Below are 7,916 nucleotides of genomic sequence, written 5' to 3'. Positions count from 1 at the left end.
CGGGTGGGTCGCGAGGTCAGGCCGGCGCCGAGGGGCAGCGCGGCCGTGACGACGACCGCGACCGCCGACGACCCGGGGGCCCTCGAGGCGACGAGCAGGTCGAGGTCGGGTCGGCCCAGCCCGGAGACGACCGCCACGACGGGCTCGCGGGGTGACGGGGCCGGAGCGGGCGCCCCGGGCGCGTCGTCGAGCCGCAGGTCGGCGAGGTCGTCGAGGAACATCGTGGTCGAGTCGGGATCGTGCCGGGCGACGAGCGTGCCGCCGGGTGTCGTCAGCACGGTCGCCGAGCCCGCGTGGCCCACCTCGACCGCGACCGTCGCGGCGAACGACACCGCCCATTCGAAGGCGTCGCTGACGAGAGGAATCGCGGCCGTCGCCGCCCTGACCCCGACCCTGCTCGTCGGGGGCAGGGTCGGACGGGCGTCCGGCCATCCCTCGGCCGCGACGGCGATGACGACCCGCGCACTCGGCAGGCCGTGCTGCTCTTCTTGCCGCACCATGAGCTCGCCGTGTCGTGCCGTGGCCTTCCAGTGCACCCGTCGCATCGGATCGCCCCGGCGGTACTCGCGGGTGACCGGATCGTCCTCGCCGCCGGCCAGGCTGTGCTCGCGCTGACGCCTCGACCCGTCGCCCAGCGCACGGGACTCGCGGCCGAGTCCCACCTCGACGACCTCGGGCACCACGACGAACTCCGCCACGCCGGAGGCCACGACCCGTCGACGGGCCACGCCGTACGACTCGACGAGGTCGACGTGCAGCGGGCCGATGCGGTGTCGGCCGCGCGGCAGGTCGTGGTGGCGGAAGACCGCCGAGGAGGCGCGGCCCGGCACCAGCAGGACGGCTGCGGCCTCGGCGTCGGACAATCGTCCGAACGGCAGCTGCTCGCGGACCCGCACGGTGCCTGAGGTCCGCCCCCCACGAGGGAGGACCGCGACCGTCTCGACGGCGGACCACCCCGCGACGCCGCGGTCGGGAGTGAAGCGACGGGTGACCCGCACGTCGGCCGTCCGGAACAGCAAGGAGATCGTGACGGCCACGATGAGCACGACCAGGGTCGTGCCGGCGAAGACGAGGGCGGGGGCCTGGAGCAGCCAGCCCACGAGCACGACCAGCACCCCGGCGGCGAGCACGCCGACGCCACGGCCGGTCGGCCTGGGGACCCCACCCCGTCCCATGCTCAGCGCGCGTCGGCCGCGTCGCCGAGCGGGACGGCGGTCTGCTCGACGATCTCGGCCACGAGGTCGTAGGCCGCCGAGGCGGCACCGGCACCGGCTCGACCGGCGAGGATCACCCGGTGACCGAGGACGGGACCGGAGAGGGCGTCGACGTCGTCGGGGACCACGTAGCCGCGGCCGTTGAGCGCGGCCCAGGACTTCGCCGCGCGCATGAGCTGCAGGGTCGCGCGGGGACTGGCCCCGAGCCGCACGTCGGGGTGGACCCGGGTCGCCTGGACGATCCGCACGGCGTACTCCTCGACGGCCTGGGCTGTGTAGACGGTGCGGACGGCCGCGATCATGCGCGTGAGCTCGTCGAGCGACACCAGCGGGCGCAGGGTGTCGAGAGGGCTGACCCGCTCGCGTTGCTGCAGCATGCGCAGCTCGCTGCGGGCGTCCGGGTACCCCAGCGAGATGCGGGCCATGAACCGGTCGCGCTGGGCCTCGGGCAGGTTGTAGGTGCCCTCCATCTCGACGGGGTTCTGCGTGGCCACGACGAGGAAGGGCGACGGGAGGGGATGCGTGATGCCGTCGACCGTCACCTGGCGCTCTTCGAGGCTCTCGAGCAGCGCCGACTGCGTCTTCGGCGAGGCACGGTTGATCTCGTCGCCGATGACGACGTTGGCGAAGACCGGACCGGGCTTGAACTCGAAGCCGCCGCTCTGCCGGTCGTAGACCGAGACGCCCGTGATGTCGCTCGGCAGCAGGTCGGGGGTGAACTGGATGCGGGTCACGGTCGCGTCGACGGCCTTGGCGAGCGCCCGGGCGAGCTGGGTCTTGCCGACGCCGGGGACGTCCTCGATCAGCAGGTGGCCCTCGGCGAGCAACACGGTGAGCGCCGTCGAGATGGCGCCGTCCTTGCCGTCGATGACGGTGGCCACGGCCTCGAGGACGCCCCGTGCCCGCTGCTGGACCTCGTCGAGCGACATCGTGGGACCGGAGCCGGCCGCCCGGACGGCGGCGGGCTCGACGGTGGGGTCGTTGGTCGTGGTCATCGCGGCGTCCTCGTCGGGTGGGGTCGGGGTCAGGTCGTGCTGAGGTAGGCGGCGACGGCCGCCGGCACGTAGGGCGACACGTCGCCGCCGAGCGAGGCCACCTGTCGCACCAGCGAGCTCGACACGTGCGCGTGGGCGGGATCGGGCAGCAGGAAGACGGTCTCGACACCGGCCAGACTGCGGTTCATGATCGCCATCGGGGTCTCGTAGGCGACGTCGACCTGCGAGCGGATGCCCTTGACGAGCACGCTCGCCCCGACCTCGGTGCAGTAGTCGACGAGCAACCCGACGCTCCAGCTGTGCACCGTGACGGTGTCGGGCAGCCCCGCCGCCCGGAGCGACTCGGTGAGCAACGAGACCCGCTGCGCCAGGGGCAACAACGCGCTCTTCTCGGGGTTGTGCACCACGAGGACGTGGACCTCGTCGAAGATGTTGGCGGCCCGGGCGATCACGTCCACGTGACCGAGGGTCACCGGGTCGAACGAACCCGGGACGACGGCGATCCTGCTCATCCGGTCACTGTAGCCCGCCGACCCCGGACGGATGCCCAGGGCGAGGACCGGGTCGAGGACGCGTCACGCGTCACCACCGGCTCAGTTCTTGCCCATGGCCTCGCGGCCCCGGTCGTCGAGGCGCCGCGCGATGGCGGCGGCGAGGGCGGGGTGGTCGACCAGGCGGGGATCGGCGTCGAGGACCTCGGCCGCGTGCTCGCGGGCGAGTCCGATGAGGTCGCCGTCGCGGGCGACCCTCAGCAGCCGGAGCGACGAGCGGCCGCCCGACTGGAGGTTGCCGAGCACGTCGCCCTCTCGGCGCAGGTCGAGGTCGACCTGCGCGAGCTCGAAGCCGTCGAGTGTGGCCGCGACCGCGTCGACCCGCTCGCGGGCCACGGTGTCGGCCGCCGCGTGGGTGACGAGCAGGCAGAGGCCCGGGTGGCCGCCACGGCCGACGCGGCCGCGCAGCTGATGGAGCTGCGAGACGCCGAAGCGGTCGGCGTCGAGCACGACCATGGTCGAGGCGTTCGGCACGTCGACCCCCACCTCGACGACCGTCGTCGCGACGAGGACGTCGATGTCACCGGCCGCGAAGCGGCGCATGACGTCGTCCTTCTCGTCGGACGACATGCGGCCGTGCAGGGGCTCGACCCGCAGGCCCTGCAGCACGGGGATGGTGGGCACCCGGGCCATGACCCCCTCGACGCTGGCGCGTTCCGGCGCCGGTGCGTCGGAGGGCTCGGCACCGTCGGGGTCGTCACCGGGCGCGACCTCGGCGTCGGGCGGGTCACCCGGCTCGGCCGTCACCGCGTCGATCGCCGGGCACACGACGAAGACCTGTCGCCCCTTCGCGACCTCTTCGGCCGAACGTTGCCAGATGCGGCCGCCCCAGGTCGGGTGGTCGGCCAGGGGGACGACGAACGACTCGATCGGCTGACGGCCCTTCGGCAGCTCGGCGATGGTCGAGACGTCGAGGTCGCCGAAGACCGTCATGGCCACGGTGCGTGGGATCGGCGTCGCCGTGAGGACGAGAACGTGCGGCGGCGTGGCACCCTTCTTGCGGAGCGCCTCGCGCTGGTCGACGCCGAAGCGGTGCTGCTCGTCGACGACGACGAGGCCGAGGTCGAAGAACTCGACGGCCTCGCTGATCAGTGCGTGGGTGCCCACCACGACGTGCGCCTGCCCGCTGACGATGGAGAGCAGTGCCTTCTTGCGCTGGGCCACCGTCATCTGGCCGGTCAGCAGGGTCGGGCGCAGTCGGGCGGCGAGGTCGGGCCCGAGGGTGGCCGTGATCGACCGCAGGTGCTGAGCCGCGAGCACCTCGGTCGGAGCCAGCAGGGCCGACTGCCCACCACTCTCGGCCACGGCGAGCATCGCCCGGAGGGCGACGAGGGTCTTGCCCGAGCCGACCTCGCCCTGCACGAGGCGGTTCATGGGCACCTCGGCCTCGAGGTCGCGGGTGATCTCGTCGCCGACCAGGCGCTGGTCACCCGTCCGCTCGAACGGCAGGGCCGCGTCGAAGACGGCGAGCAGGCCGTCGGGGGCGGCACGACGGGGGGTCGCGGCCGATCGACGCACGAGGGCCCGCTGTTGGAGCAGCGCGCTCTGCAGCACGAAGGCCTCGTCGAACCGCAGGGTGTCACGAGCCGTGAGGTGGTCACGATCGCTCTCGGGCCGGTGGATGCGCTCGTACGCCTCGGACACGGGCATGAGGTCGAGCTCGGACCGGACCGACGCCGGCACCGCGTCGTCGATCGGCGGCAGTCCGTCGAGCAGCACCTCGACCGACTTCTGCACCTGCCAGGACGCCACGGAGGCGCTGGCCGGGTAGATCGGGATGGGCTGCTTCGCCCACTTCTGGGCCTGCTGGTCGCCGACCCCGGCGACGGCCTCGTGCGAGGCGTCGAAGAGCTCGTAGTCGGGGTGCGCGAGCTGACGGAGCCCCCGGTAGTCGCCGACCTTGCCCGCGAAGATGCCGCGGGCGCCGGGCACGAGGTCCTTCGCCCGCCAGGCCTGGTTGAAGAAGGTGAGCGTGAGGATGCCCTGGCCGTCGCCGATGCGCACCTCGAGGATCGACCCGCGCCGGGCCCGCATCGTGCGTTCGCGGACGTCGAGCACCTGGGCCACGATGGTGACGGACTCGCCGAGCGGCAGCTGGTCGAGGGCCGTGAGCTCGCCCCGGCGGGCATAGCGCCGAGGGAAGTGCGTCAGCAGGTCGCCGACCGTGCGCAGGCCGAAGGCCTTCTGCAGGGCGGTGGCCGTCCGGCCGCCGAGGGCCCCGGCCAGCGACGCGTCGAGGGGTGAGTCGGGCACGCACACCACGCTAGCGCGCGCCCCCGACAGCGCCCGCCCCCGGCGGACGCGCCTCCCGGCGTCAGAGGGTGAAGGAGTACCCGCCGGAGGCGCGGGTCGCCTTCGCGAGGTCGGCCCCGTGCCCGTCGTCGTTGACCTCGAGGGCCCTCAGCTGCCGCCCCACCCCGCGCGCGGACTGCTTGCAGAAGCCGACGGCGAGGTGACGCTCCGCGTCGGAGTCGGCCCGCGCCTCCTGGAGGGCCGTCGAGGCCCGCGACAGGACGGCCGTCTGCGCGTAGATGCCGCTCGCCGCGTCGGCGAGGCGCTTCTGCACGAGCTGCTTCTCCTGCACCTTCTTGCCGTGCTTGCGGAGGGCGCCCTCGGTGCGCTCGCGCAGCCGCGAGACCTGGTCGCCGAGCTCGGCGGCCTGCTTGGCGAGCGCGGGATGGACCCCGACCGGCCGTTCGGGCCGGATGCGGCGCTGGACGCGGCCGGCGACGTACGGCGCGAGCACCCCGAGCGCCCGCCCGGGGTCGCCGATGCGGAGCGACGCCACGTCGGGCAGCTCCTCGCTGAGGGTCTTGAGCCCGTTGAGGGCGACGAACGCGCGGAGGACGTCGTTGGCCCCCTCGAAGATCGGGAAGATCCGGAAGTCGCGCAGGGCCTTCGACAGCGGGTGACCTTCCATGTACGCCTCGCCGCCGTGCAGCTGGACGGCCCGGTTGAGGGCGTACCAGCCGGTGTCGCTCGCCGCGACCTTGGTCAGGGCGGACTCCAGGGCGAAGTCGGTGTCGCCGCGGTCGACGAGGCCCGTGGTCAGGTACGACATCGATTCGACGCCGTAGATCTGCTGGGTCATCCACGCGAGCTTGTCGCCGACCATCTCGAAGTCCGCGAGCGGTCTGCCGAACTGGTGCCGCGCCTCCGTGTGCTCGAGGCTCAGCTCGAGGAACCGCTTCATGCCGCCCGCGATGGCCGTGCCCATCGACATGCGACCGTTGTTGAGCGTGTTGACGGCGATGCGGAAGCCGTCACCGGGCTCGCCCAGCAGGTTCTCGGCGGGCACGCGGACGTCCTTGAAGTGCACGCGCTGCAGGTGGTTGGCCTTGAGGCCGTGCGTCTCGAACCGCGGGCCGGCGCTCAGCCCCTCCATGCCCTTCTCGACGATCAGCGCGACGTGCCCGAGGTCGCTCTGCGCGAAGACCGTCAGGACGTCCTTGTCGCCGTTGCCGATCCACCGCTTCTCGCCGTTCAGGAGCCAGCTGCCGTCGCTCTGCCGCTCGGCCCGGGTCTCGAGCGCGTAGGCGTCGCTGCCCACGTTCGGCTCGGTGAGCACGAACGCCGCGAGCTTGCGGCCGCTCGCCAGGTCGGGCAGCCAGCGGGCCTTCTGGTCGTCGGTGCCGAAGAGGTGCAGCGGCTTGGTGCCGATCGACTGGTGCACCCCCATCACCGTGGCCAGGGTGCCGTCGACCCGACCGAACTCCTCGTACACGCGGCAGTAGGCGCTCTGGCCGAGCCCGAGGCCGCCGTACTCCTCGGCGACGAAGAGTCCCATCAGGCCCCGCTCGCCCAGCTCGCGCACCAGGTCGTCGCCGATCCACCCCTCGCGTTCGGCCTTCAGCGGGTCGTAGCCGGCGAGCACCTCGCGGGCGGACGCGGACACCGTCTCGACCCGGGACTTCTCGGCCGCCGTCATGTGCGGGTACGGGAAGGCGAGTTCGGAGGCGATGCGCCCCGCGAACAGCGACTTGGTGAACGAGGGCCTCACGGTGCGATCGACGCTGGTCATGGGACCCGATGCTGCCGACGCGGGCGGGCGGCGACAACTCGGTTGTGCAGGTCCGACGACCGGGCGCGGGAGTCGACGGTCGCGCGTTGTCGGGATGCTCGAACCCGACGGGCGACGGGTGGCGGGCGTCGACCTGGCAAGGTTGACCCCATGTCCCGCATCATCTCCGGCTTCGCCGACAACCTCTCGCTCGTCGTCCCCAAGGTCGGGACGCGGCCCACGAGCGACCGGGTCCGCGAGGCGCTGTTCTCGTCGCTGGACGCGCGCGACGAGATCCGGGGTCGGCGCGTCCTCGACCTCTACGCCGGGACGGGCGGCCTCGGGCTCGAGGCGGCGTCGCGAGGAGCCGCCTCGGTCGTGCTGGTCGAGAAGGCCCCCGGCGCCGCGAAGGTGCTGCGTCGCAACGTCGAGTCGGTGCTGGCCCGGGCTCCCCGCCCGCCGCGCGGCACTCCCCCGCGCGTCGACGTCGTGACCCAGCCCGTGCGGTCCTACCTCGAGGGCGGCTCGGCTCTCGTCGACCTCGTCTTCTTCGACCCGCCCTACGAGTTGTCGGCCGCCGACCTCACCGCCGACCTCACGGCCCTGCTGCCCTCGCTCGACGAGCAGGCCCTCGTCGTCGTCGAGCGCGCCTCGCGCGACGGCGAACCGGGCTGGCCCGAGGGCCTCACCCTTGACGTGAAGAAGCAGTACGGCGACACGACCGTCTGGTTCGCGCTGCGCGACTGACCCCCGCAGGAGGCGCGGGTCGGCTCGTCAGCCCTGCGCCCCCGACCACAGGCGGTACGGGTCCCACCCGCCGGCCTCGCCGGGCTCGGAACCGTCGACGATGACGCGGGGCGCGCCTCCTGCCGGATCACGGACCGTGCCGACGGCGCGGAACCCACCGGGCAACGCCACGTCGGGCGGGAACGTGGCGAACAGGGAGTGGTCCTCACCACCCGAGAGCGCGAGCCGTGGGTCGTCGCCGAGGGCAGGGCCCCACAGGTCGACCACGACACCGCTGGCGCGGGCCACCCGACCGGCGTCGAGGGCGAGGCCGTCCGACAGGTCGAGCATGGCGGTCGCCCCTGCCAGCGCCGCCGAGCGGCCGTCGGCCACGGGCGGGGTCGGGGCGAGGTGCCAGCCGACGTCCGGG

The 7,916-nt window shown here is 73.3% G+C and carries 6 protein-coding genes and 1 pseudogene; 1 reads left to right on the top strand and 6 read right to left on the bottom strand.

Annotation, left to right across the window (positions count from 1 at the left end; genetic code table 11):
- The 5 genes from IFT36_RS14080 to IFT36_RS14060 form a co-directional block, all read right to left on the bottom strand.
- Positions 1 to 1,175, bottom strand: a 1,175-nt coding sequence (locus IFT36_RS14080) for a DUF58 domain-containing protein (RefSeq protein WP_200413444.1), incomplete at its 3' end; no start/stop codon positions are given.
- Between the two features lie 2 nt (positions 1,176 to 1,177).
- Entirely contained in the window at positions 1,178 to 2,209 is a 1,032-nt protein-coding gene (locus IFT36_RS14075; protein ID WP_369794384.1) for an AAA family ATPase, read from the bottom strand.
- Between the two features lie 29 nt (positions 2,210 to 2,238).
- A complete protein-coding gene (coaD, locus tag IFT36_RS14070; RefSeq protein WP_056046215.1) occupies positions 2,239 to 2,721 on the bottom strand; it encodes a pantetheine-phosphate adenylyltransferase in 483 nt (160 codons plus the stop codon).
- 81 nt (positions 2,722 to 2,802) lie between these two features.
- A complete protein-coding gene (locus IFT36_RS14065) occupies positions 2,803 to 5,013 on the bottom strand; it encodes an ATP-dependent DNA helicase RecG (RefSeq protein WP_200413443.1) in 2,211 nt (736 codons plus the stop codon).
- Between the two features lie 61 nt (positions 5,014 to 5,074).
- Positions 5,075 to 6,781, bottom strand: a complete 1,707-nt coding sequence (locus tag IFT36_RS14060) for an acyl-CoA dehydrogenase family protein (RefSeq protein WP_159826261.1) — start codon at positions 6,779 to 6,781, stop codon at positions 5,075 to 5,077.
- A 150-nt stretch (positions 6,782 to 6,931) separates the two neighbouring features.
- Between IFT36_RS14060 and rsmD the strand changes: the two genes are divergently transcribed.
- Positions 6,932 to 7,507: a 16S rRNA (guanine(966)-N(2))-methyltransferase RsmD gene (gene rsmD, locus IFT36_RS14055; RefSeq protein WP_159826259.1), complete on the top strand. Its 576-nt coding sequence runs from the start codon at positions 6,932 to 6,934 to the stop codon at positions 7,505 to 7,507.
- A 27-nt stretch (positions 7,508 to 7,534) separates the two neighbouring features.
- On the opposite strand, the pseudogene IFT36_RS14050 reads toward rsmD, so the two are convergent.
- A pseudogene (locus IFT36_RS14050) lies at positions 7,535 to 7,916 on the bottom strand (thiamine-phosphate kinase); the annotation flags it as partial.

The organism is Frigoribacterium sp. CFBP 13605 (assembly GCF_014839405.1).
Taxonomy (GTDB): Bacteria; Actinomycetota; Actinomycetes; order Actinomycetales; family Microbacteriaceae; genus Frigoribacterium.
The sequence above is the reverse complement of the archived record's forward strand: the minus strand, read 5'-3'. Positions and strand labels throughout refer to the sequence as shown.

Excerpts from the sequence above, each read along its gene's own strand:
- rsmD (WP_159826259.1), top strand. The coding sequence starts at position 6,932 with ATGTCCCGCATCATCTCCGGCTTCGCCGACAACCTCTCGCTCGTCGTC.
- coaD (WP_056046215.1), bottom strand. The coding sequence starts at position 2,721 with ATGAGCAGGATCGCCGTCGTCCCGGGTTCGTTCGACCCGGTGACCCTC.
- IFT36_RS14060 (WP_159826261.1), bottom strand. The coding sequence starts at position 6,781 with ATGACCAGCGTCGATCGCACCGTGAGGCCCTCGTTCACCAAGTCGCTG.
- IFT36_RS14075 (WP_369794384.1), bottom strand. The coding sequence starts at position 2,209 with ATGACCACGACCAACGACCCCACCGTCGAGCCCGCCGCCGTCCGGGCG.